Consider the following 22,725-nt stretch of genomic DNA (forward strand, 5'->3'; position numbering starts at 1 on the left):
GCCCGGAAGGGCACGCGAGGCGGGCGCGGGGTCCCTTGATCGGTCCCCCCGGCAGCGGCAGGCTGTGACCCACAGCACACACGCGGATGGGCCCAGGAGGTCGTCGTGCAAGCACGCGTCGGAGACCGGATCGTCGTCCACTCCACCCACCAGGGAGAGCCCGAGCGCACCGGCCGGGTGCTCGAGGTCCGGGGAGAGGGCGGCGGCCCGCCGTACGTCGTCCGGTGGGACCCCGACGGGCACACCGGCGTCTTCTACCCGGCGGGCACCTGCGCCGTCGTCCCCGAGCCGGCGAACGGCTGAGCGGCGTGGGCAAGGAGACCGTCGCTGCGCCGGGCCCGCGGCCGGCCGAGAAGGTGCGCAACGTGGCCCTCGTGGGCCACGCGGCCGCGGGCAAGACCACCCTCGCCGAGGCGCTGCTGGTCGCCACCGGCGCGCTGACCCGGGCCGGCCGGGTCGAGGACGGCACCACCTGCCTGGACAGCGAGGAGGTGGAGGTCCGCCAGCAGCGCTCGGTGTCCCTCGGCGTGGCCACCGTCGAGCACGACGGGCACCGCATCACCCTGCTGGACACCCCCGGCTCCCCGGACTTCGTCGGCGAGCTGCGGGCCGGGCTGCGCGCGGCCGACGCCGCGCTGTTCGTCGTGTCCGCGGTGAACGGCGTCGACGCCGGCACCGTGCAGCTGTGGGAGGAGTGCGCGGCGGTCGGCATGCCGCGGGCGGTGGTCATCACCCAGCTGGACCGCGCGCGGGCCGACGTCGAGGAGACCGTCCGGCTGTGCCAGACGATGCTCGGCGCCGGGGTCTACCCGGTCCACCTCGTCGACCGGGGACCGGACGGCAGCGTCTCCGGGGTGGTCAACCTGCTGCAACCGGGCGCCGAGGCCCCGGACGCCGACCGCCTGCGCAGCGAGCTGATCGAGGGCATCATCGGCGAGAGCGAGGACGAGGCGCTGATGGAGCGCTACCTCGCCGGTGACGAACTGGTCCAGGGCGACCTGGTGAACGACCTGGAGACCGCGGTCGCGCGCGGCCACTTCCACCCCGTGCTCTGCGCTGCGCCGCTGCAGGGCATCGGCATCGACTCGCTGCTCTACCTGCTGGTCAACGGCTTCCCGTGCCCGGTGGAGCACGGCTGCCCACCGGTCACCCGCCCCGACGGCTCCCCGGCGCCCCCGCTGTCTTGCGACCCCGACGGCCCGTTGGTCGCCGAGGTGGTCAAGACGACGACGGACCCCTACCTGGGCCGGGTCTCCCTGGTCCGCGTCTTCTCCGGCACCCTCCGCCCGGACACCGCGGTGCACGTCTCCGGGCACGGCATGGCCGACCGCGGACACCCCGACCACGACGTCGACGAACGGATCGGCGCGGTGAGCTCGCCGCTGGGCGCGACCCTCCGCCCGGTCGCCGCCTGCCCGGCCGGCGACATCTGCGCCGTCGCCCGCCTCTCCGCCGCCGAGACCGGGGACACCCTCTCCTCGCCCGAGGACCCCCGGCTGGTGCCGCCGTGGGACCTGCCCACGCCGCAGCTGCCGGTCGCGGTGGAGGCGGCCTCCCGGGCCGACGAGGACCGGCTGGCCACGGCCCTGTCCCGGCTGGTCGCGGAGGACCCGACGGTCCGCCTCGAGCGCCGCCCCGACACCGGGCAGCTGCTGCTGTGGTGCGTCGGGGAGGCGCACGCCGAGGTGCTGCTGGAACGGCTGCGCAGCCGGCACGGCGTCGCGGTGAACACCGTGCCGGTCCGGGTGCCGATGGTGGAGACCCTGGCCGGGCCGGCGCGGGTCACCGGCCGGCTGGTCAAGCAGTCCGGCGGGCACGGCCAGTACGCCATCGTGGTCGTCGAGGCCGAGCCGGGGGAGCCGGGCTCCGGCGTCGTCTTCGAGCAGCGCATCGTCGGCGGCACGGTGCCCAGCCAGTACCACGGGAGCGTGGAGAAGGGCATCCGCGCGCAGGCGGAGAAGGGCGTGAACGGCGACCGGCCGATCGTCGACGTCCGCTTCACCCTCGTCGACGGCAAGGCGCACTCGGTGGACTCCTCGGACGCGGCCTTCCAGGCCGCCGGCGCGCTCGCCGTCCGCGAGGCCACGGCCGCCGCGGGCACCCGGGTGCTCGAGCCGTGGTGCGAGGTGCAGGTCGTGGTGCCGGGGGAGTACGTCGGCGCGGTGATGAGCGACCTGTCCGGACGGCGGGCGCGGGTCACCGGCAGCGACGCCGACCCCGAGCGGGACCGGACCACCGTGCGCGCCGAGATCCCCGAGGTCGAGCTGCTCGGCTACGCCGGTGCGCTGCGCTCGGTCTCCCACGGCACGGGCAGCTTCACCCGCCGCCCGCTGGGCTACGAGCCGGCGCCCGCGTCGCTGACCGCCGTCCCGGCCTGAAGGAGGGGCCCCGACGTCCTCACCGCTCGCAGGCTCGCGGCGAGCCTCTGGACGGGGCCGACGGGAGTCTGCAGGGGGCCGCCCGTCCTCCCCACCCGTCGCGGGCTCCGGGGCGGGGCCGGCGTCGACCGCCCGCGGGGAGTGTCGGCCCGTGGGAGGGTCGGCGCGGGACACTAGCCTCGGGGGCCGGTGTCCAGCGGGTGCGGAGGTGTCGTGACGTCGTCCAACGGGCCGTCGGCCGCCGCCTCGGCCCGGCGGGGGGCGGGCGCGTCGGTCGTGTCGGACCGCAACACCCTGCCCGACCGGGTGTGGACGCTGCCCAACGCGCTGTCGGTGCTGCGGCTGCTCGGCGTGCCGCTCTTCCTCTGGCTGCTCCTGGGTCCGCAGGCCGACGGCTGGGCCGTGGTCGTGCTCATGGTCGCCGGCGCCACCGACTGGGCCGACGGCAAGCTGGCCCGCGCGCTGGGGCAGTCCAGCCGGCTGGGCGCGCTGCTCGACCCGGCCGCCGACCGGCTGTACATCGTCGCCACGCTGGTCGCCTTCGTGCTCCGCGACGTCGTCCCGCTGTGGCTGGTCGCCGCTCTGGTCGGGCGCGAGCTGGTGCTGGGGGTGGCGCTGCTGGTGCTGCGCGTGCACGGCTGGCCGCCGCTGCAGGTGCACTACCTGGGCAAGGCGGCGACGTTCATCCTGCTCTACGCCTTCCCGTTGCTGCTGCTCGCCGACGGCGACGGGCCGGTGGCGGCCGTCGCGCAGCCGGTCGCGTGGGCGCTGACGATCTGGGGGAGCGCCCTCTACCTGCTCGCCGGCGTCTTTTACGTCGTCCAGGTGGCCGGGCTGGTCCGCGCCGACCGGGCCGCCAGGGCCGCTCCGTGACGACCGTGCAGCGCGGTGGCGGGCCCCGCTCGCTGGGCGCCTCGCTGCTCGACCAGGTGCTCGCCGAGACCCTCGACCCGGCCTACGCCCGCGCCGCGCGGGCCCGGGAGGCGCGCGCCGCGGCGGAGCCGCCCCCGCCGTCCCGGTGGCGCCGCGGGCAGCTCGCCGTCGCCGGGGTGATGGCCGCCGCCGGCGTCCTCGCCGCCGTCACCTACGACCAGGCCGCCGCCGGCGCGCAGGGCCGCGAGGAGGTCCGCATGGCGCTGGTCGCCGAGGTCGAGAGCGAGTCGGCGACCACCGACGAGCTGGCCGCCGACCTGGAGCGGCTGCGCGCCGACGTGACCGCCGCCCGGGACGACGAGCTGGCCGCCACCGCCGTGGGGCAGCGGGCCCTCGAGCGCCTGGCCGACGCCGAGCTCGCCGCCGGGGCGCTCCCGGTCAGCGGCCCCGGCCTGCTGGTGACCCTGGCCGACGCCGCGCCCGACGCCGACGCCGACCCGGTCGGTGGGACGGCGGAGGGCGACCCCCGCGGCCAGGTGCGCGACGGGGACCTGCAGCTGGTGGTCAACGCGCTGTGGGGCGCCGGCGCCGAGGCGGTCGGCATCAACGGCCAGCGGCTGGGCCCGACGACGGCGATCCGCTTCGCCGGCGAGGCGGTCCTGGTCGACTTCCGGCCGGTCACCAACCCCTATCTGGTCAGCGCGGTCGGCGATCCGGAGACGCTGCGCGGCCGTTTCCTGTCCAGCCCCGAGGTCGGCGCCCTCGCCGTCATCTCCGAGACCTACGGACTGCGCTTCGAGTTCGCCCAGGAGGACGAGCTGTCCCTTCCCGCCGGGAGCCCCCCCGAGCTCCGTTCCGCCGTCCCGGTGTCCGAGGTGCCGCCCGCCGTGTCCACCGACGACGTGGCCCCCGAGCAAGCACCGGGGGGCTGACCGTGATCCCGATCCTCGGCCTGGCCGCCGGCATCCTGCTCGGCCTGGCGTTCGACCCGACCGTGCCGCTGTGGCTGCAGCCCTACCTGCCGATCGCCGTGGTCGCCGCCCTCGACGCGGTGTTCGGCGGCTTTCGCGCCCGGCTGGACGGGATCTTCGACGCCAAGGTGTTCGTCATCTCGTTCGTGTCCAACGTGGTGGTGGCCGCGCTGGTGGTCTTCCTCGGCGACCAGCTGGGCGTGGGCGCGCAGCTGTCCACCGCCGTGGTCGTCGTCCTCGGCATCCGGATCTTCGGCAACGCCGCCGCCATCCGGCGGCACGTGTTCCGGGCATGAGCGAGCCGCGCCCGGCTCCCGGGCCCGACGAGCGGCCGGAGGGCGACGTCCACCCCGGGGACGACGCCCCGGACCCGGACGTCCCGGACCTGGACGCGCCGGACCCGGATGCGCCGGACCGGGGCGCCCCGGCGCCCGCGGCGGACGCCGACGCGCCCGCGGCGGAGCAGCCGGCCGAGGTGGAGGAGCCGGCCGCGGTGGCCCGGCCGGCCGCCGCGAGGCCGCGGCGCCGGCGGGACCCCCTCGCCGCCGCGCTCATCGGCGTCCTCACGCTGCTGCTCGGCTTCGCCTTCGCCGTCCAGGTGCGCACCACCGGGACGGGGGAGGACTACGCGACCCTCCGCGAGGAGGACCTCGTCCGCATCCTCGACGACCTCGAGGCCCGGGAGGACCGGCTGCGCGAGCAGATCGCCGACCAGCGGACCGCGCTGGGGGAGCTCAACAGCGACGACAGCCAGTCCGAGGCGGCGCTGCACGCGGCCCAGGAGCGGGCCGAGGCCCTCGGCATCCTCAACGGCACCGTCGCCGCCCAGGGACCGGGCCTGGTCATGACCCTGCGCGACCCGGAGGGCCAGGTGCGGGTCGCCGACCTGCTCGACGCCGTCCAGGAGCTGCGCGGCGCGGGCGCGGAGACCATGCAGATCGACGGCGTCCGCGTGGGGGTGTCGACGGCGATCACCGGCGCGCCCGGGCAGCTGCGGGTCGACGGCACCGAGGTCGAGAGCCCCTACGAGATCCGGGTCATCGGCTCCCCGCAGGACATGGAGACGGCGATGAACATCCCCGGCGGCGTGGTCGACCGGGTCGGCCAGCGCGGCGGCAGCGTCGACATCGTGCAGTCACCGACCGTCGTGGTCGACGCGTTGCGGCCGCTGGACCGCCCTCAATACGCTCAGCCCGACACCGACGACGGCAACTGACGCCGCGCCGGTCCCCACCCCACCTCCCGGGAGACGACGCCGCATGAGCACGCCCGACGACCGCCGCTACACCGAGCAGCACGAATGGGTCCTGCTGCAGCCGGGTGGGGGCGAGGGCACCGTCGTGCGGGTCGGGATCACCGACCACGCCCAGGACGCGCTGGGCGACATCGTCTTCGTGCAGCTGCCGGAGGTGGGGGCCGAGGTCGCGCCCGGCAACCCCATGGGGGAGGTGGAGTCGACCAAGTCGGTGTCCGACGTCTACGCGCCGGTCGCCGGCGTGGTCGCCGCGGTCAACGAGGCCCTGACCGACGCCCCGGAGACCATCAACGCCGACCCCTACGGCGCCGGCTGGCTGGTCGAGATCACCGTCGCCGGCGACGGCGGCGACCCGACCGCGGACCTGCTGGACGCCGCCGCGTACCAGGCCCTGGTCGAGGCGAGCTGACCCGCCCCGGACCCCCGCGGGCGGTCACTATGCTGCCCCGTGCGGGGCTGCGCAGCCCGCTGAGCGAGCGCGGAGCCTCACCCTGTACGTTCGGTTGACCCTCGGGTCGGCCGCTGGTTCCATGACCCACGGCCCGCCGTGCACGACGCGGCGACCGACCCGCGACGGGCCGTCCGGCCCGTCGTCCGCCGGCCGCCCGCGGCCAGACCCACGGTCCGCGGCGGTGCCACCCCTGCACCGGAGGAGACAGACGTGCACTGCACTCGCTGTGGCCACAACAACCCCGAGGGCAGTCGCTTCTGCGCGCAGTGCGGCGCGGCGCTGTCCCAGGAGCGGATCGGCGAGTCGACCAGCGTCATCCCCAAGGTGGGTGGCGAGGACTCCGCCGAGACCCCCGAGGTCACCGAGGCCGACGCCCACGCCGGCGCGGTCGAGTCGCTGCCCGCGGGCTCGGCCCTGCTGGTGGTCAAGCGCGGCCCGAACGCGGGCAGCCGCTTCCTGCTGGACCAGGACGTCACCACCGCCGGCCGGCACCCCGACAGCGACATCTTCCTCGACGACGTGACGGTCAGCCGCCGGCACGTGGAGTTCCACCGCGAGGGCGGTGGCTTCTCGGTCCACGACGTCGGCAGCCTCAACGGCACCTACGTCAACCGCGAGCCGGTCGACGTCGCGACGCTGGCCGGCGGCGACGAGGTGCAGATCGGCAAGTTCCGCCTCGTCTACCTGACCGGTCCGCGCACGGGCGAGCACGCCGGCGCGTGATCCGGCCGGCAGCCAGGGGGTCGGGGACGGTGGCCGCAGCACGGACGGCGGCGTGAGCGCGGTGCCCTCGCCCGCCGACGCCAGCGGGGGGTCCGACGGGCGGCACGCACCCCGCCTCACGATCGGCGAGGTGCTGACCGTGCTGCGCGAGGACTTCCCCGACGTCACGATCAGCAAGATCCGGTACCTCGAGTCCGAGGACCTCGTCCACCCCCAGCGCACGCCGTCGGGGTACCGGAAGTTCTCCTCGGCCGACGTGGCCCGGCTGCGGTACGTGCTGGCCGCCCAGCGCGACCAGTACCTGCCGCTGCGGGTCATCAAGGAGCACCTCGAGGCGCTCGACCGGGGCGAGCCGCTGCCCGGCAGCACCCCGCCGGCCACGCCGCCGCCGGAGGAGGACGCCGACGCCGGCAGCCTCACCACCGAGCAGTTCGCGCGGGCGTCGGGCCTCGAGCCGGGACAGCTGGCCGACTGCGTGCAGTTCGGGCTGCTGATCCCCGACGCCGACGGGCGGCACCCCGCGGCCGACCTGCCGATCGCGCGGGCGGCCGCCGGGCTGGCCCGGCACGGCATCGAGCCGCGGCACCTGCGCGTGTACCAGAACGGCGCCGAGCGGGAGGCCGGGCTGGTCGAGCAGCTGGTCGCGCCGGTGCTGCGAGCCCGCTCGGAGGAGGCGCGCAGCCGGGCGACCGAGAAGCTGCGCGAGCTCGCCGGCCTCTCCGCCCAGCTGCACGGGGCCCTGCTGGAGGCGCGCCTCCGGGATCTCCTGCGCCCCTGAGTCGGGCGTACCGTTGTCGCAGCCGGGCCCCGAGCCCACGGCCCCGGTCGCCGAGCCCGTCCACCAGCCGCCTCCACCGATCCACCGCCCGTTCCCGGGCCGCAGCTGAGGGAGCCCCACCGTGCAGGAACTCAGAGTCGTCGGTGTTCGGGTCGAGCTGCCCGGGAACCAGCCGATCCTGCTGCTCAAGGAGACGCAGGGCGAGCGGTACCTGCCCATCTGGATCGGTGCGGTGGAGGCGGCGGCGATCGCCTTCGAGCAGCAGGGCGTGCGCCCGGCGCGGCCGATGACGCACGACCTGCTCAAGGACGTCGTCCGGGCGCTCGGCGCGACGCTGGAGGCCGTCAACATCACCGAGATGCGCGACGGGATCTACATCGCCGAGCTGGTCTTCGGCGACGAGCGGGTGGTCAGCGCCCGCCCGTCGGACGCCGTCGCCCTCGCCGTCCGCACCGGCGCCCCGATCTACGGCGCCGAGGAGCTGCTCGACGAGGTCGGCATCGAGATCCCCGACGAGCAGGAGGACGAGGTCGAGAAGTTCCGCGAGTTTCTCGACCAGATCTCCCCGGAGGACTTCGGCGCGGGCTCCGGCTCGGGCGGCGGCCCCGCGTAGGACCAGGACCCCCCACCACCCGCAGGCTCGCGGCGGCGCCCGGCGCGGTGCCGCTGTGACTGCTGTGACGGCAGGGGCGGGTGCGGCGGTCCACCGCAGGTCGAGGGGTGCTCCGGGTCAAGGGGAGGGCTCCGTGCGCCGATACCCCTCCGATGGGTGAGTGCCGCGACACGCCGCCCTCCTCAGTTGACCCACCCCAGGGCCCGGCTTACGGTCGGCGAACAACAGCGGTGGAAGTCCCGGGACGCGGCAGCCCGCCTGCAGCGACACGAGCCGAGAGCCACCGCGGGGTAACCGCGGCGCCAGCTGCGGGAGCAGAGGAGGACGCTGACGTGAGCGACCAGAGCAACGGCTCCCAGGGTCAGCTCTTCAGCGACGCTGCCGTGGGCGCGCCGTCCTACGACGAGGTCGACAGCGACCTCGTCGGGTACCGCGGCCCGACGGCGTGTGCCGCTGCCGGCATCACCTACAGGCAGCTCGACTACTGGGCCCGTACCGGCCTGGTCGCCCCCTCGGTGCGCAGCGCCACCGGGTCGGGCACCCAGCGGCTGTACTCCTTCCGCGACATCCTGGTGCTCAAGGTCGTCAAGCGGCTGCTGGACACCGGCGTCTCGCTGCAGAACATCCGCAAGGCCGTCGACCACCTGCGCAACCGCGGCATCAAGGACCTCGCCAACGTCACACTCTTCTCCGACGGCGCCACGGTCTACGAGTGCACCTCCGCCGAGGAGGTCGTCGACCTGCTGGCCGGCGGGCAGGGCGTGTTCGGCATCGCCGTCTCCGGCGCGCTGCGCGAGCTGTCCGGCGAACTGGCCGAGCTGCCCGCCGAGCGCATCGACGGCGCGCCGCTGCACGGCGCCGACGACGAGCTCTCGCTGCGCCGCCGCCGCCGCGCCGCGGTGTAGGCGAGCGCTCCGACACCAGCACCGTCCCGGCGAGATCGGCGATCTCGCACGGGTGTGCGTCCTGGGGCGTGCGAGATCGCCGATCTCGCGGCTCGCTCAGCCGCTGGTAGCGTCGACGTAATGGCGGACCGTGCCCCTGAGCCCCTGCCCGCACTCGCCGCGCTGGACCCCGCGGGGTCCTTCGCCGCCCGGCACATCGGCCCGCGACCGGACGAGACGCAGGCGATGCTGGCCGCGGTCGGCCACCCGTCGCTGGAGTCCCTGGTCGACGCCTGCGTGCCCGAGGGGGTGCGCGACCGGACGCCGCTGGACCTGCCGCAGGCCGCCGACGAGGCGACCGTGCTGCGGCTGCTGCGCGAGCGCGCCGAGGCCAACGACGTCCACACCTCGATGATCGGGCTCGGCTACTCCGGCACGCTCACCCCGGCGGTCATCCAGCGCACCATCCTGGAGAACCCCGCCTGGTACACCGCCTACACGCCCTACCAGCCCGAGATCAGCCAGGGCCGCCTCGAGGCGCTGATCAACTTCCAGACGATGGTCGCCGACCTCACCGGCCTGCCGGTCGCCGGCGCCTCCATGCTCGACGAGGCGACCGCCGCCGCCGAGGCGATGACCCTCGTCCGCCGTGCGGGCCGGGCCGAGGCCGACGCGGTGTTCGTCGTCGACGCCGACACCCTGCCGCAGACCCTCGCCGTGCTGCGCACGCGGGCCGAGCCGCTGGGCATCGGCCTGCACGTCGCCGACCTGTCCGCCGGCTGGCCCGCCGACCTGCCCGAGGCCGGGGCGTTCGGCGTGCTGCTGTCCTACCCGGGGGCCAGCGGCGCCGTCCGCGACCACCGGGTGCTGGTCGCCGCCGCGCACGAGGCCGGCGCCGCGGTCGTCGTCGCCGCGGACCTGCTCGCGCTCACGTTGCTGGAGGCGCCGGGGGAGTGGGGCGCCGACGTCGCCTGCGGCAGCTCCCAGCGCTTCGGCGTCCCCATGGGGTACGGGGGGCCGCACGCCGGCTACCTGTCGGTGCGCGAGGGGCTGGCCCGCCAGCTGCCCGGCCGGCTGGTCGGCGTCTCGGTGGACGCCGACGGCGACGTCGCCTACCGGCTGGCGCTGCAGACCCGCGAGCAGCACATCCGCCGGGAGAAGGCGACCAGCAACATCTGCACCGCGCAGGTGCTGCTCGCCGTCATGGCCGGCGCCTACGCGGTCTACCACGGCGCGGAGGGCCTGACCGCCATCGCCGCCCGCGTGCACCGCAGCGCGCAGACCCTGGCCGGCTGGCTGCGGGCCGGGGGAGTGGAGGTCGTCCACGACCGGTTCTTCGACACCGTGCACGCCCGGGTCCCCGGCCGGGCCGCCGAGGTGGTCGCCGCCGCGGCGCGGCAGCGGATCAACCTGCGCCTCGTCGACGCCGACACCGTCGGCGTCGCCTGCGACGAGACGACGACGGTGGACACCCTGCGCCTGGTCGCCGCGGCCTTCGGGGTGACCGCGGACGACGCCTCGCTCGACGAGGCAGGTGCCGACGCGCTGCCGGCCGAGCTGCGCCGCCGCACCCCGTTCCTCACCCACCCGGTCTTCTCCGCGCACCGCTCGGAGACCGCGCTGTTGCGCTACCTGCGCTCGCTGGCCGACAAGGACCTCGCGCTGGACCGCACGATGATCCCGCTGGGGTCCTGCACGATGAAGCTGAACTCCGCGGTCGAGATGGCCGCGATCACCTGGCCGGAGTTCGCCCAGCTGCACCCCTTCGCCCCGGCCGAGCAGGCCCGCGGCTACCGGCAGCTGATCGACGAGCTGTGCACCGCGCTGGCCGAGGTCACCGGCTACGCCGCGGTCAGCGTGCAGCCCAACGCCGGCTCGCAGGGCGAGTTCGCCGGGCTGCTGGCGATCCGCGGCTACCACGCCTCCCGCGGGGAGTCGCACCGCGACGTCTGCCTCATCCCGTCGTCGGCGCACGGCACCAACGCCGCGAGCGCGGTGATGGCCGGCATGCGGGTCGTCGTCGTGGCCTGCGACGAGGCCGGCAACGTCGACGTCGCCGACCTGCACGCCAAGGTCGACCAGCACGCCGAGCGGCTGGCCGCGATCATGATCACCTACCCGTCGACGCACGGGGTGTTCGAGGCCGACATCCAGGAGATCTGCGCCGCGGTGCACGACGCCGGCGGCCAGGTCTACGTCGACGGCGCCAACCTCAACGCGATGGTCGGCCTGGCCAAGCCGGGCCGGTTCGGCTCCGACGTCAGCCACCTCAATCTGCACAAGACCTTCTGCATCCCGCACGGCGGCGGGGGCCCCGGCGTCGGGCCGATCGGCGTCCGCGAGCACCTGGTGCCGTTCCTGCCCGGCCACCCGCTGGTGGACACCGGCACCGAGGGGCCGGCGGTTTCGGCCGCACCGTGGGGGTCCGCCGGCATCCTGCCGATCTCCTGGGCGTACGTGCGGCTCATGGGTCCCGACGGGCTGCTGCGGGCCACCGAGCACGCCGTCCTGGCCGCCAACTACGTCGCCGCGCGGCTGCGCGAGCACTACCCGGTGCTCTACACCGGCGTCGACGGGCTGGTCGCCCACGAGTGCATCCTCGACATCCGGCCGCTGACCAAGGCCACCGGCATCACCAACGACGACATCGCCAAGCGGCTGATCGACTTCGGCTTCCACGCCCCGACGATGAGCTTCCCGGTGGCCGGCACGCTGATGGTCGAGCCGACCGAGAGCGAGGACAAGGGCGAGCTCGACCGGTTCGTCGACGCGATGGTCGCCATCCGCGCCGAGATCGAGAAGGTCGCCACCGGGGAGTACGACCGCACCGACAACCCGCTGCGCAACGCCCCGCACACCCTGGCCGTGGTGGCGGGGGAGTGGGAACGGCCCTATCCGCGGGAGGTCGCCGTCTACCCCGTGCCGGGGCTGCGCGGCCGCGGTTACCTCGCGCCGGTGCGGCGGATCGACCAGGCCTACGGCGACCGCAACCTGGTCTGCTCCTGCCCCTCGCCCGAGGCCTTCGCCGAGCCGGAGCCGACCCCGGGCCCGGCCGCCCGCGTCCCCGACCGCAGCCAGGGCGCACCGGACGACCTGGGGACGGCGGCCGACGCCGTCCCCGCCGGCGCCCAGGCCTGAGGGCGGCGTCCCCCGAGGGACGCCGCGAGCCCCACCGCCTCAGGGCCGTGGCGCCGGTCGACCGCCGGCGCCACGGTCCGACGCGCCCCCGACCCAACCGTTATCCCCAACACCCGCGCCGCTCGTGGAGCAGGTGGAGCACCGGGTGGGGGAGAGCCCGGACGTCGCCACGACCGCCGGGCGCACCGGGGGGAGTCGGCGGCCGACGCCACGGGGCGACACGCGGAGTCGACCATGGCGCCGCCGCGCGTGACTCGCGCAGACCCGCGGCCGGGAGCAGTGGGCCGTGGTCATCGCCTGGGGCGGGACGGCTCCCGTCACATGCCCGTTATCCCCAACGGTCACACGACTGACGCGACGAACAGGAAGACAACGCCGACCGGGGAGGTCCTCCGGGTCAGATCTTGCGCAGCAGGACGCGGCGCACCTCGTGGTCGGCCGCCTTCTGCAGCACCAGGCGGGCGCGGGAGCGGGTCGGTGCGATGTTGTCGCGCAGGTTGGGGCCGTTGACCGCGGCCCAGATGCCCAGGGCGGTCTCGCGGGCCTGCTCGTCGGTGAGGCCGGCGAAGCGGTGGAAGTACGCGCTGGTGTCGGCGAACGCCGTCCGCCGCAGGGCGAGGAAGCGCTCGACGTACCACCGCTGCAGGTCGGGCTCCGCGGCGTCGACGTACACGGAGAAGTCGAAGAAGTCTGACAGGAACACCTCGGGCGCGCGGCCGTCGGCCCGCCGGCCGGCCTGCAGCACGTTGAGCCCCTCGAGCACGAGGATGTCGGGCCGGTCGACGACCTGCCGGGAGCCGGGGACGACGTCGTAGGCCTGGTGGTCGTACAGCGGGGCGCTGACCTCGCCGCGGCCGGACTTCACGTCGGCGAGGAACCGCAGCAGTGCCCGCCGGTCGTAGCTCTCCGGGAAACCCTTGCGCCCGAGCAGCCCGCGGGCCTCCAGTTCGGCGTTGGGCAGCAGGAACCCGTCGGTGGTCACCAGGTCGACCCGCGGGGTGCCTGGGCCGGCCGTCAGCAGCGTCTGCAGCAGCCGGGCGGTGGTGCTCTTGCCGACGGCGACGCTGCCGGCCACCGCGATGACGTAGGGCACCTTGGCGGTGGCGTCGCCCAGGAACTCGCTGCGCGCGGCCCACAGCCGCCGGCTGGCCTCCACGTGCAGCCGCAGCAGCCCGGCCAGCGGCAGGTAGACCGTGGTGACCTCGTCGAGGTCGATCCGGTCGCCGAGGCTGCGCAGCGACTCCAGCTGGTCCGCGTCCAGGGGCAGCGAGGCGCCCGCTGCGAGGGCCCGCCACGAGTCCCGGTCGAAGACCGCGTAGGGCGACACCTGGGGCCGCGCCGCTGTCGTCACGCCGGCCATCCCACTGCTGTCACGCCTCCATCGTGCCGTCCACCCCTGGGGCCTCACCCGCCCGGGTGGGACGGCGGTGTTCCGGCGGCGGGGGAGCGGACGCCGACCTGCGGCCCGTCTAGGGTGCCCGTGTGTCCCTGCCCCCCGGGCTGCTCGAGCGCGTCGAGCGGTACTTCGCCGCGGCGCCGCTGCCGGATGCCCGCATCGAGGCCGCCGGTGGCCTCGACGTGCCGATCGGCCGCCCCACGTGGCCGTATCCGGCGCGACCGCGCCCGGGGGAGGCGGTCAGCGCCGACGACGTCCGGGCGGCGGTGGCGCTGCAGGAGGCCGCGGGCCTGCCGGTGGCGCTGGAGTGGATCTGCGAGGACGCGCCCACCGTCGAGGCCGCCGTCCGGGCCGTGGGGCTGACCGTCGGCTCCTCGCCGCTGCTGGTCGCCGCGGACCCGGTCGAGCTGCTGCTGCCGTACGGCGTGCGGCTGTACCTCGTCGGCGCCGACGACCCCGAGCTGCCGCGTTACGAGCGGCTGGCGACCATCGCCTTCGCGCACCCCGGTCCGCGCTCGGAGGCGGGGGGCCCGACCGTCGGCGTGGCCCTCGGCTCGCCGCGCACCGCGGTGCTGCGCGAGCGGATCGCGACCGGCCGCACGGTCATGATGGTCGCGGTGGAGGACGGCGAGCCGGTCGCGGTCGGCACCCACCACCCGGTGGAGGTCGACGGCGCGGAGGTCACCGAGATCGCCGGTGTGGCCACCCTGCCGCGGCTGCGCGGCCGCGGGCTCGGTGCGGGGCTGGCCTCGGCGCTGACCGCGCACGCCCGGGAGACCGCGGAACTCGTCTTCCTGGTGGCCGGGGACGACGACGTCGCGCGGGTCTACGAGCGGACCGGTTTCGCCCGCCTGGCGACCGTGGGCGTGGCCGATCTCTCCGACGGCGGCTGAGCCACCCTCGCGCCGCTGGCGAGATCGGCGATGTCGCACGCTGCGAGGCCGGTGACCGAGCAGACCGCCGATCTCGCCGCGGCGACGGCACGAACCGTCAACCGATCAGCACACCGATCTCAGGAGGCCGCCGGGAGCGGGACCGCCGCCGCGGCCGCGTCCAGCGCCGCCTTGGCCGCGTCCCAGCCGACCGACCGGGGCACCTCGCTGAGCAGCACCACCACCCGGTCGCCGACGAGGCCCACCGAGTGCAGGTGCCGCTGACCGCTGAGGCAGCACATCCAGCCCTGTTTGACCGCGGCCCCGGGCAGCGTGCCAAAGACGCCGAACTGCTGATCGAAGCCGTCGGAGGCGATGGGGGTGGCCGTGCCCATCCAGCCGAGCAGGGTGGCGGCGTCGTCCGGGTGCGCGACGACGGGCAGCCGGACGAGGAACCAGGCCAGGTCGGCGGCGGTCGTCGTCGTCTCGCCCCACTGACCCCACCGGCGCGGTGGGGCGGTGTCCCGCAGGCCGTAGCGGGCGGCGACGTCGCGGACCGCCTGCGCGCCGCCGAACCGGACCCAGACGTCCGAGGCCGCGGGGTCGTCCGAGCTGCGGATCATGACCTCCAGCCGCGCCCGGTCCGCGGGCGTCAGGGTGATCGCGCCGGTGCGGGCGCGGTGCAGCACGTCCTCGGCGAGGAAGAGCTTGACCATGGAGGCGGTGGGGAAGGGGCGCCGGGCGAGCTCGCTGCCCGCCGTGCGGGTGAGCACCTGGGCGCTCCGCGCCTCCGCGGCGCGGATGGACAGGTCGTCCCGGCGCTGCTGCTGCTCGGCGACGACCACGGCCATCGTCCCGACGCCGCCGTAGGCGGCGGTCACCGCGGGGACGATGTCGGCGGGGTGCACGTCGCCCTCCGCCGCCGCCCACCGGGGCGCCACCACCCCGGTGAGCAGCAGCGCGAGCACGACGGCGGACACCAGGACCGCCGGCAGGCCCCGGCGGGCGCGCCCGGGCGCGCTCCCGTACGCCGTGGCCGTGACCATGCCGCCATGGTGCCGTTACCACATGACGGGCAGTAAAACGTTCAAGCAACGACCGTGTGTCGCGCGCGGGGCGCATCCGTCCCGTCGTCGCGGAGTGACGGAACGGGCCTGTTCAGTGCTGTTCGTAGGTGCCGACCAGGACCGCCCGGGCCAACGTGTGCTGGAAGAGGGTGAAGCCGAGGAAGGCCGGCGAGGCGTCCGGCGGCACCTCCAGCTCCGCGACGTCGACCGCGTGCACCGCGATGAAGTAGCGGTGCGGCCCGTGGCCGGCCGGGGGAGCGGCCCCCACGAAACCGGGGAAGCCGGCGTCGTTGCGGAGCTGGACGGCGCCCTCGGGCAGCCCGGACCCCTGCCGGTCGCCGGCGCCGCTGGGCAGCTCGGTGACCGAGGCGGGGATGTTGGCCACCGCCCAGTGCCAGAACCCGCTGTGGGTGGGTGCGTCGGGGTCGTAGACGGTGATCGCGAAGCTCTTGGTGCCCTCCGGGAAGCCCGACCAGGACAGCTGCGGCGAGCGGTCCTCGCCGCCGGCACCCATGACCCCGCTCACCTGCGGGGAGGACAGCGGCTCGCCGTCGGTGACGTCGGCGCTGGTCACCTCGAAGGACGGCACCTGCGGGAGGACGTCGTACGGGCTGGGGGGCGTCGGGCGCTCGGCCATGGACGGGCTCTCCTCGGTCCTGGAGGGGTGGTCGGGGACGGGTGTCCCGGAGCCGACCCTAGGAGGACCCCCTCCTCCCCGCCCTTCGTGGGGAGGAGGGGGTCCTCCCCACTCGCAAGCCCAGGGCGGTGCCCGGGACGAGGCCGCGGCGAGCCTCGGGACGGGGCCGGCCCGGGACGGGGGCACGCCGCGGTGAACAGCGGATTTCCAGCCGGGCGGGGCCGCGCGGACGCCGGTAGCGTCGGGCCGTGCTCGGTCTCCCCGGCTCCGTCCGTGCCTGCCTGTTCGACCTCGACGGTGTCCTCACCCGGACCGCGACGGTCCACATGGCGGCCTGGAAGCGCACCTTCGACGAGTTCCTGCGCCGCACCGACCCGGGGGCGCGGGAGTTCACGCAGGACGACTACAACCGCTACGTCGACGGCAAGCCGCGCCTGGACGGGGTGCGCGACTTCCTCGCCAGCCGCGGCATCACGCTGCCCGAGGGGACGCCGGACGACCCGCCCGACGCCGCCACCGTGCACGGGGTCGGCCTGCGCAAGAACCAGCTGGTGCACGCGGAGCTCGCCGAGCACGGCGTCGAGGTCTACCCCGGCTCCATCCGGTACCTGCGCGCGGTCAAGGAGGCGGGCCTGGCGACGGCGGTGGTCACCGCCTCGCGCAACGGGGGGCAGGTGATCGAGGCCGGCGGCTTCGCCGACCTCATCGACACCCGGGTGGACGGCGAGGTGGCCGCGGCGCAGGGGTTGCGCGGCAAGCCCGCCCCCGACACCTTCCTGGCCGGTGCCCGCGCGCTGGGCGTGCCCCCGGTGGAGGCGGTGGTGTTCGAGGATGCGCTGGCCGGGGTGGCCGCCGGCCGGGCGGGCGACTTCGGCTACGTCGTCGGGGTGGACCGGGTCGGGCAGGCCGATGCGCTGGCGGCGTCCGGCGCGGACGTCGTCGTCCGGGACCTGGTCGAGCTGCTGGAGGGGAGCGCGCCATGACGGAGGGGCGGCCGCACTTCCCGATCGAGCCGTGGTCGCTGACCGAGACGGGGCTGGACCACGCCTCCCTCGCCGTCCACGAGTCGGTGTTCGCCCTGTCCAACGGGCACATCGGCATGCGCGGCTCGTTCGAGGAGGGCGAGCCGGTCGTCGTCCCGGGCACCTACCTCAACGGCTTCTTCGAGGAGCGGCCGCTGCCCTACGCCGAGGTCGGGTACGGCTTCCCCGAGCAGGGGCAGACGGTCGTCAACGTGACCGACGGCAAGCTGGTGCGGCTGCTGGTCGGGGACACCCCGCTGGACCTGGCCTACGGCGAGATCATCGAGCACCGGCGCACCCTGGACCTGCGTCGCGGCCTGCTGCGCCGCAGCACCGAGTGGCGCTCGCCGAACGGCCGGGTGGTGACCGTCACCAGCACCCGGATGGTGTCGCTGCGCCGCCGGTCGATCGCCGCCATCCAGTACACCGTCGAGTGCACCGACGGCCAGGGCGACCTCTACATCGCGCTGCAGTCGGACCTGCTGGCCAACGAGCCGGTGGACAGCGGCTCGGAGGCCGACGACCCCCGTGCGGCCGCCGCACTGGCCCGCCCGCTGGTCAACGAGATGGCCGTGGCCCGGGGTCAGCGCGCGGTGCTGGTGCACCGGACCGCACGCAGCCGGCTGCGCATGGCCGCCGGCATGGACCACGTCATCGACGTGCCCGACACCTCCACGACCGACATCGAGGCCACCGACGACCTGGCCCGCTTCACCCTCGCCGCCCGGCTGCCCCAGGGCTCGTCGGTGAAGCTGGTCAAGTACCTGTCCTACGGCTGGTCCTCGCGGCGCTCGGCGGCCGCGCTGCGCGACCAGGTCGAGGGCGCGCTGGCGACGGCCAAGCTGGCCGGCTTCGAGCGGCTGCTGCGCGAGCAGCGCGAGGTGCTCGACGAGCACTGGCAGCACGCCGACGTCGAGATCGAGGGGGACGACGAGCTGCAGCAGGCGGTGCGGGTCGGCGTCTTCCACCTGCTGCAGGCCGGGCTGCGTGCCGAGCGCCAGCCCATCCCCGCCAAGGGCCTCACCGGCCCGGGGTACGACGGGCACACCTTCTGGGACACCGAGACCTACGTGCTCCCGGTGCTCACCTACATCGCGCCGGCCGCCGCCCGCGACGCGCTGCGCTGGCGGCACTCGACCCTGGAGCTGGCCCGCGAGCGGGCCCGGGTGCTCGGCCTGGACGGCGCGGCCTTCCCGTGGCGCACCATCCGCGGCGAGGAGACGTCGGGCTACTGGCCGGCGGGGACGGCGGCCTTCCACATCAACGCCGACATCGCCGACGCCGTCGTCCGCTACCACAACGCCACCGGGGACGAGGAGTTCGACCGTGACCACGGCGCCGAGCTGCTGATCGAGACCGCCCGGCTGTGGGCCTCCCTGGGCCACTTCGACGACGAGCACGGCTTCCGCATCGACGGTGTCACCGGCCCGGACGAGTACACGGCCGTCGTGGACAACAACGTCTACACGAACCTGATGGCGCAGCGGAACCTGCGCGAGGCGCTCGAGGCCGTGAAGCGCCAACCCGACGTGGCCGGCCGGCTCGGCGTCACCGGGGACGAGACCGCGTGCTGGGACCGGGCCGCCGCGCTCATGGCGGTGCCCTACGACACCCGGCGCGGGGTGCACATGCAGTCCGACGCCTTCACCCACCACGAGGAGTGGGACTTCGAGAGCACCCCGCCGGACCGCTATCCGCTCCTGCTGCACTACCCGTACTTCGACATCTACCGCAAGCAGGTGATCAAGCAGGCCGACCTGGTGATGGCCCTGCACCTGCGCGGGGACGCCTTCACGCACGAGGAGAAGGTCGCCGACTTCGCCTACTACGAGGCGCGGACGGTGCGCGACTCCTCGCTGTCGGCCACCCAGCAGGCGGTGGTGGCCGCCGAGACCGGGCACCTGGCGCTGGCCTACGACTACTGGGGCGAGGCCACCCTGACCGACCTGCAGAACCTGCACGGCAACTCGGGGCACGGTCTGCACCTCGCCTCGCTGGCCGGCGGCTGGACGGTCGCCGTCGCGGGGTTCGGCGGCATGCGGGACCACGACGGCCGGCTGGTGTTCGCCCCGCGGCTGCCCGAGCGGATCACCCGGCTGCGGTTCCGGCTGAACTACCAGGGCCGGCTGCTGGTGGTCACCGTGACGCCGACGGAGGCCGTCTACCGGGTGATCGAGGGCGACCCCCTGGACGTGCACCACCACGGCCGGCGGCTGACCGTGACCGAGGACGAGGTGACCGCCGAAATCCCGCCGGCACCGGAGGTGGCGCCGGTGCACCAGCCCCACGGCGTGGCGCCGAGGCGGCGCGGCCGCCGCTGAGAGGAGGACCATCCTCCTCCCCACGCCGCGCAGGCTCAGGCGGAGGGCCCCTGGAGGGCGGCCGGTCCAGCACCTCACGGGCCGAGCAGCCACCAGCCGCCGAGCAGCAGCGCCCCGACGTCGACCAGCAGGAAGACCCCGACCCACAGGACCGCGGGCAGGCGGGTGAGGCGGGCCAGCTGGTCGGCGTCGGAGTCCGGCGCGGCCCGCCGGCGTCGTGCGCGCTGCAGCTCGAGCACCGTCTTGGGGGCGGACAGGAGCAGGAACCACGTGCCGGCGGCGGCGAAGGCGGCCTGACCGACCGGCGGCAGCCACCCGGTCACCGCCAGGACGACGGCGCCGGTGGCCAGCACCGCCCACAGCCCGTACCAGTTGCGGATCTGCACCAGCAGCAGCGCCAGCAGGCCCAGCAGCGCCCACAGCAGCCCGACCGCGTGCCCGGCGGCCAGCAGCGCCGCGGCACCGAGCCCGAACAGCGCGGGGCCGGTGTAGCCCGCCGCGCAGGTGAGCACCATGCCCAGGCCGGTGGGCCGCCCCGCGGACACGGTCAGCCCGGAGGTGTCCGAGTGCAGCCGGATGCCGGCCAGCCGCCGACCGGCGGCCAGGGCGACGAGCCCGTGCGCGCCCTCGTGGGCGATCGTCACGACCGTGCGGGCCGGCCGCCACAGGGCCGGGGCGAGGACGACGGCGGCGGCCGCGAGCAGGGCGCCCACCAGGACCGCCGCCGGTAGCTGGGGCAGGGGAGTGCTGACGCGGGCCCAGAGCCCCTCGACGCGGTCCACGCCAGGGAGTCAACCGCATGCAGCTGTGAGCAACCGGTGGTCCCGCCGGACCCGCGGCCCGCCGATGTGCAGAGACGGAGGCGCCGGGCCGACTGATCCGTTGTATCCGTTATCCCTAACAATTTACCAAACCCAGTCGCCGAGAAAACAAGGCACCGAGGGCAACCGGAGGTGGACGCCACGAGATCGGAGCAGCCGCCGGAAAGAGGTGGACCGGGTAGGGGAGTGGAGCGAGCATCGATCCCGTGGACGTCGTCTCATCACTGCCGGCCTTCGTGCTGGCGGTGCTGCTGATCTCGGCCTCACCCGGGCCGGCGATGGCGTTGATCATCCGCCGCGCGGCACTGCGCGGGCTGCCGGCCGCCGTTCCCACGGTGCTCGGCCTGGAGCTGGGGCTGTACGTGTGGGCCCTGGTCGCAGGGGTGGGCTTCGCCGCTCTGGTGGCCGCCTCGGAGGTGGGCTACCTGGTGCTGCGCGTGGTAGGAGCCGGGGTGCTGCTGGTGCTCGGGGTGCGGGCCTGGCGCGCCGCCTGGCGGGACGGCGGGGCCGAGGTCGCCGCGCCGGCCCGGCCGACCAGGCACGGTTGGTGGACGGGCTTCGGGGAGGGGGTGCTCGTGCAGTTGGCCAACCCGAAGGCCGCCGTCTTCATGATCGCCTTCTACCCGCAGTTCGTGCCGGCCGAGGGGCCGGTGTTCGCCACGACCGCGCTGCTGGGCCTCCTGCAGATCACCCTGGAGACGGGCCTCTACCTGGCCCTGGCCGCCGGCGTCGCGCGGGCGGGCGACTGGTTCCGCCGGCCGCGGATCCGCCGTCGTCTGGAGGCGGTCAGCGGCACGGTGCTCGTGGCCCTCGGCGTCCGGGTGGCCGTCGCCACCCGTTGAGCGCCGGTCAGCCGGTGGTCGCGGTCAGGTTGACGGCGTTCCCGTCGGGGTCCGTCACGTGGGCGACGCGCTGGCCCCACGGCATGTCGTTGGCCGGCGCCGGTGCCTGCCCGCCGAGGGACTCGACCCGCGCCAGGGCGGCGTCGACGTCGGGCACCTCGATGCTGAGCAGCACCCGGCCGGCCGGGACTCCCTCGACCGATCCGTCGGAGACGATGCCGAGGTCGGAGTCGCCGATCCGCAGGCCGAGGTAGAACGTCGGTCCGTCGTCCGGCGTCCGGCTGGTCTCCGTCGCCCCCGCGACGCCGGTGTAGAAGCGCGCCAGGCGCTCGAGGTCGTGCGTGACGATCACGGGGGTGACGCTGCTGGGCACGGGGTTCCTCTCGTCCGCTGGCCGTCGAGGGGTGGACCGCGCGGGGCCGGCGGACTCATCGGTCGCCACGGCGGGCACCGCGGGACCGCGTCCTCGCGACGAGGGGCGACCGGACAGCTCCGCGCCAGCGCGCCGGGTACCTCCACCAGCACCCTCCGGCCGTCTGCCCGAGCAGGCGGCAGAAGGTCACGTGACGATTTCGCAGACCGGGGTGCACCACGGCGGAGTCGAGCGCCGGCCGGGTGCTCGCCGACCGCCGCTCCTTGACTTAGTCGGACTTGGTCATACTGTGGTGACATGTCCCGGACCGTGAACGTGCACGAGGCGAAGACCCACCTCTCCCGGCTGCTCGAGGCCGTCGAAGCGGGGGAGGACGTCGTCATCGCGCGCGCCGGCAAGCCGATCGCCCGGCTGGTGCCGGCCGCCGTGCGGACCGAGCCGCGGACGCCCGGGGCATGGCGGGGTCGAGGATGGATCGCGGATGACTTCGACGAGACGCCCGAGGAACTGATGGCCGCCTTCCGCGGTGACGACGACTCGTGACGCTGCTGCTGGACACCCACGTCCTGCTGTGGTGGCTGTTCGGCGACCAGCGGCTGACACCGACGATGCGGGAAGCGATCGCGGACCCGACGTCGACGGTCCTGGTGTCAGCGGCGACGGCGTGGGAGATGGCGATCAAGGCAGCGGCGGGCAAGCTCGCCATCCCTGATGGCCTGACCCAGCAACTGGATCACGAGGGTTTCGACGCACTGCCGGTCACCCTCGAGGACGGACTGGTGGCCGGCGCACTGCCGCGTCACCACGCCGATCCGTTCGATCGCATGCTGATCGCGCAGGCCGCGCGCAGGCGGTTCGTCCTCGTCACGGCAGACCGCCGCTTCGCCGACTACGACGTGCTGACGTTGTCGTAGGCGAGTCCACGGAGGAGGGGCCTCCGCGCGACGAGTTGACATAATGTGCATTATCGGCGTGCATGATGAACGGTGGAGAGGGGTCGGGTCGCCGCCGGGCGGCGGCGACCCCGGTCCGTGCGACATGGCTCGGTCCGCACGTCGCCGGCGGGTCGTCGTGACGTCGGCCGACGGGCGACGTCGCAGTTCCGGCGACATCGCAGTTCCGACGGAGTGCCCGTCCCTGCCGGTCGGGTCGGCGGCTGCGGTGCCGCCGACCGCCGCGGGACGCGATCACCGCGGCGGGCGGCCACTCCGTGTGCCGCCGACCAGTACGCCCGTCTCCGCCACGCCCCGGCATGTAGGTCGGTCCAAAACGTCGCGACCCGGTCGCCGACCCCCCTCGGCTACGTCCCC

At 75.0% G+C, this 22,725-nt stretch carries 23 protein-coding genes; 18 read left to right on the forward strand and 5 right to left on the reverse strand.

The window, feature by feature from the left end; genetic code table 11:
* Positions 1-105 precede the first annotated feature (105 nt).
* From ACI78Z_RS13585 to gcvP, 12 genes are all read left to right on the forward strand, one after another.
* Positions 106-303, forward strand: coding sequence for a DUF1918 domain-containing protein (locus ACI78Z_RS13585; RefSeq protein WP_457037066.1), 198 nt, complete (start codon positions 106-108; stop codon positions 301-303).
* 5 nt (positions 304-308) lie between these two features.
* On the forward strand, positions 309-2,378 hold the full coding sequence (locus ACI78Z_RS13590; RefSeq protein ID WP_457037067.1) for an elongation factor G-like protein EF-G2: 2,070 nt from the start codon (positions 309-311) through the stop codon (positions 2,376-2,378).
* A 213-nt stretch (positions 2,379-2,591) separates the two neighbouring features.
* Complete coding sequence (locus ACI78Z_RS13595) at positions 2,592-3,251, forward strand: CDP-alcohol phosphatidyltransferase family protein (protein ID WP_457037068.1); 660 nt, start codon at positions 2,592-2,594, stop codon at positions 3,249-3,251.
* On the forward strand, positions 3,248-4,183 hold the full coding sequence (locus ACI78Z_RS13600) for a DUF881 domain-containing protein (RefSeq protein WP_457037069.1): 936 nt from the start codon (positions 3,248-3,250) through the stop codon (positions 4,181-4,183). The genes ACI78Z_RS13595 and ACI78Z_RS13600 overlap by 4 nt, the downstream gene beginning before the upstream one ends.
* Before the next feature lie 2 nt (positions 4,184-4,185).
* Complete coding sequence (locus ACI78Z_RS13605) at positions 4,186-4,518, forward strand: small basic family protein (RefSeq protein WP_457037070.1); 333 nt, start codon at positions 4,186-4,188, stop codon at positions 4,516-4,518.
* Positions 4,515-5,438 (forward strand): DUF881 domain-containing protein, encoded by a 924-nt coding sequence (locus ACI78Z_RS13610; RefSeq protein WP_457037071.1) that lies wholly within the window; start codon positions 4,515-4,517, stop codon positions 5,436-5,438. The genes ACI78Z_RS13605 and ACI78Z_RS13610 overlap by 4 nt, the downstream gene beginning before the upstream one ends.
* Positions 5,439-5,481: 43 nt before the next feature.
* Entirely contained in the window at positions 5,482-5,886 is a 405-nt protein-coding gene (gcvH, locus tag ACI78Z_RS13615; RefSeq protein ID WP_457037072.1) for a glycine cleavage system protein GcvH, read from the forward strand.
* A 252-nt stretch (positions 5,887-6,138) separates the two neighbouring features.
* Positions 6,139-6,651, forward strand: coding sequence for an oxoglutarate dehydrogenase inhibitor Odhl (gene odhI / locus ACI78Z_RS13620; protein ID WP_457037073.1), 513 nt, complete (start codon positions 6,139-6,141; stop codon positions 6,649-6,651).
* Positions 6,652-6,703: 52 nt separating this feature from the next.
* The gene (ftsR, locus tag ACI78Z_RS13625) at positions 6,704-7,429 is read left to right on the forward strand and encodes a transcriptional regulator FtsR (RefSeq protein ID WP_457037074.1); all 726 of its coding nucleotides are present in this window, start codon (positions 6,704-6,706) and stop codon (positions 7,427-7,429) included.
* 121 nt (positions 7,430-7,550) lie between these two features.
* Positions 7,551-8,042, forward strand: coding sequence for a bifunctional nuclease family protein (locus ACI78Z_RS13630; protein WP_457037075.1), 492 nt, complete (start codon positions 7,551-7,553; stop codon positions 8,040-8,042).
* A 332-nt stretch (positions 8,043-8,374) separates the two neighbouring features.
* On the forward strand, positions 8,375-8,947 hold the full coding sequence (locus ACI78Z_RS13635; protein WP_457037076.1) for a MerR family transcriptional regulator: 573 nt from the start codon (positions 8,375-8,377) through the stop codon (positions 8,945-8,947).
* A gap of 120 nt (positions 8,948-9,067) precedes the next feature.
* Positions 9,068-12,064, forward strand: a complete 2,997-nt coding sequence (gene gcvP / locus ACI78Z_RS13640) for an aminomethyl-transferring glycine dehydrogenase (protein ID WP_457037077.1) — start codon at positions 9,068-9,070, stop codon at positions 12,062-12,064.
* Between the two features lie 397 nt (positions 12,065-12,461).
* On the opposite strand, the gene coaA is transcribed toward gcvP, so the two are convergent.
* The gene (gene coaA / locus ACI78Z_RS13645) at positions 12,462-13,424 is read right to left on the reverse strand and encodes a type I pantothenate kinase (RefSeq protein ID WP_457037078.1); all 963 of its coding nucleotides are present in this window, start codon (positions 13,422-13,424) and stop codon (positions 12,462-12,464) included.
* 122 nt (positions 13,425-13,546) lie between these two features.
* Between coaA and ACI78Z_RS13650 the strand changes: the two genes are divergently transcribed.
* Positions 13,547-14,353: a GNAT family N-acetyltransferase gene (locus ACI78Z_RS13650; RefSeq protein ID WP_457037079.1), complete on the forward strand. Its 807-nt coding sequence runs from the start codon at positions 13,547-13,549 to the stop codon at positions 14,351-14,353.
* Positions 14,354-14,472: 119 nt separating this feature from the next.
* On the opposite strand, the gene ACI78Z_RS13655 is transcribed toward ACI78Z_RS13650, so the two are convergent.
* Together ACI78Z_RS13655 and ACI78Z_RS13660 are read right to left on the reverse strand one after the other, a co-directional pair.
* Positions 14,473-15,378 (reverse strand): serine hydrolase, encoded by a 906-nt coding sequence (locus ACI78Z_RS13655; protein ID WP_457037080.1) that lies wholly within the window; start codon positions 15,376-15,378, stop codon positions 14,473-14,475.
* 112 nt (positions 15,379-15,490) lie between these two features.
* Positions 15,491-16,036, reverse strand: coding sequence for a YbhB/YbcL family Raf kinase inhibitor-like protein (locus ACI78Z_RS13660; RefSeq protein ID WP_457037081.1), 546 nt, complete (start codon positions 16,034-16,036; stop codon positions 15,491-15,493).
* Between the two features lie 248 nt (positions 16,037-16,284).
* Between ACI78Z_RS13660 and ACI78Z_RS13665 the strand changes: the two genes are divergently transcribed.
* On the forward strand, positions 16,285-17,019 hold the full coding sequence (locus tag ACI78Z_RS13665; protein ID WP_457037082.1) for an HAD family hydrolase: 735 nt from the start codon (positions 16,285-16,287) through the stop codon (positions 17,017-17,019).
* Positions 17,016-19,379: a glycoside hydrolase family 65 protein gene (locus ACI78Z_RS13670; RefSeq protein WP_457037083.1), complete on the forward strand. Its 2,364-nt coding sequence runs from the start codon at positions 17,016-17,018 to the stop codon at positions 19,377-19,379. Before ACI78Z_RS13665 ends, ACI78Z_RS13670 begins: the two co-directional genes overlap by 4 nt.
* A gap of 74 nt (positions 19,380-19,453) precedes the next feature.
* Here ACI78Z_RS13670 and ACI78Z_RS13675 read toward each other — a convergent pair whose 3' ends face one another.
* On the reverse strand, positions 19,454-20,161 hold the full coding sequence (locus ACI78Z_RS13675; RefSeq protein ID WP_457037084.1) for a M50 family metallopeptidase: 708 nt from the start codon (positions 20,159-20,161) through the stop codon (positions 19,454-19,456).
* Positions 20,162-20,406: 245 nt separating this feature from the next.
* Here ACI78Z_RS13675 and ACI78Z_RS13680 point away from each other — a divergent pair, with 245 nt between their 5' ends.
* The gene (locus ACI78Z_RS13680; RefSeq protein ID WP_457037085.1) at positions 20,407-21,042 is read left to right on the forward strand and encodes a LysE family translocator; all 636 of its coding nucleotides are present in this window, start codon (positions 20,407-20,409) and stop codon (positions 21,040-21,042) included.
* 7 nt (positions 21,043-21,049) lie between these two features.
* On the opposite strand, the gene ACI78Z_RS13685 is transcribed toward ACI78Z_RS13680, so the two are convergent.
* Positions 21,050-21,394, reverse strand: coding sequence for a VOC family protein (locus tag ACI78Z_RS13685; protein ID WP_457037086.1), 345 nt, complete (start codon positions 21,392-21,394; stop codon positions 21,050-21,052).
* A gap of 318 nt (positions 21,395-21,712) precedes the next feature.
* Here ACI78Z_RS13685 and ACI78Z_RS13690 point away from each other — a divergent pair, with 318 nt between their 5' ends.
* Positions 21,713-21,958 (forward strand): type II toxin-antitoxin system Phd/YefM family antitoxin, encoded by a 246-nt coding sequence (locus ACI78Z_RS13690; protein ID WP_457037087.1) that lies wholly within the window; start codon positions 21,713-21,715, stop codon positions 21,956-21,958.
* On the forward strand, positions 21,955-22,329 hold the full coding sequence (locus ACI78Z_RS13695) for a type II toxin-antitoxin system VapC family toxin (protein WP_457037088.1): 375 nt from the start codon (positions 21,955-21,957) through the stop codon (positions 22,327-22,329). The genes ACI78Z_RS13690 and ACI78Z_RS13695 overlap by 4 nt, the downstream gene beginning before the upstream one ends.
* Positions 22,330-22,725 lie beyond the last annotated feature (396 nt).

The sequence above is a fragment of the Geodermatophilus sp. SYSU D01176 genome, from assembly GCF_054050015.1.